Source organism: Clostridium tyrobutyricum DSM 2637 = ATCC 25755 = JCM 11008, assembly GCF_000359585.1.
Taxonomy (GTDB): domain Bacteria; phylum Bacillota; class Clostridia; order Clostridiales; family Clostridiaceae; genus Clostridium_B; species Clostridium_B tyrobutyricum.
This window is the reverse complement of sequence record NZ_APMH01000059.1, coordinates 1-289: the sequence shown is the minus strand read 5'-3', so window position 1 is coordinate 289 and position 289 is coordinate 1. Positions and strand designations below refer to the sequence as shown.

General features: G+C 39.8%; 2 tRNA genes. Both read left to right on the top strand.

The window, feature by feature from the left end:
• Nucleotides 1-98: 98 nt before the first annotated feature.
• Nucleotides 99-174 (top strand) — tRNA-Ala (locus J418_RS0115270).
• Between the two features lie 6 nt (nucleotides 175-180).
• A tRNA-Ile gene (locus J418_RS0115265) sits at nucleotides 181-257 on the top strand.
• Nucleotides 258-289 lie beyond the last annotated feature (32 nt).

The following is a 289-nucleotide window of genomic DNA, read 5'->3' as shown; positions in this document are numbered from 1 at the left end:
ACTGAAACAGCATGACTGTTTCATAAATTGTTAGGTTTATTTTACTCTGTTTAATTTTGAGGGATTATATTCTCTTAAAATTAGTCAAAAATATTTTTGGGGGTATAGCTCAGTTGGGAGAGCATCTGCCTTGCACGCAGAGGGTCAAGAGTTCGAATCTCTTTATCTCCACCATGATATGGGCTTATAGCTCAGCTGGTTAGAGCGCACGCCTGATAAGCGTGAGGTCGATGGTTCGAGTCCATTTAAGCCCACCATTTGTTCTTTGAAAATTGCACAGTAAGAATAG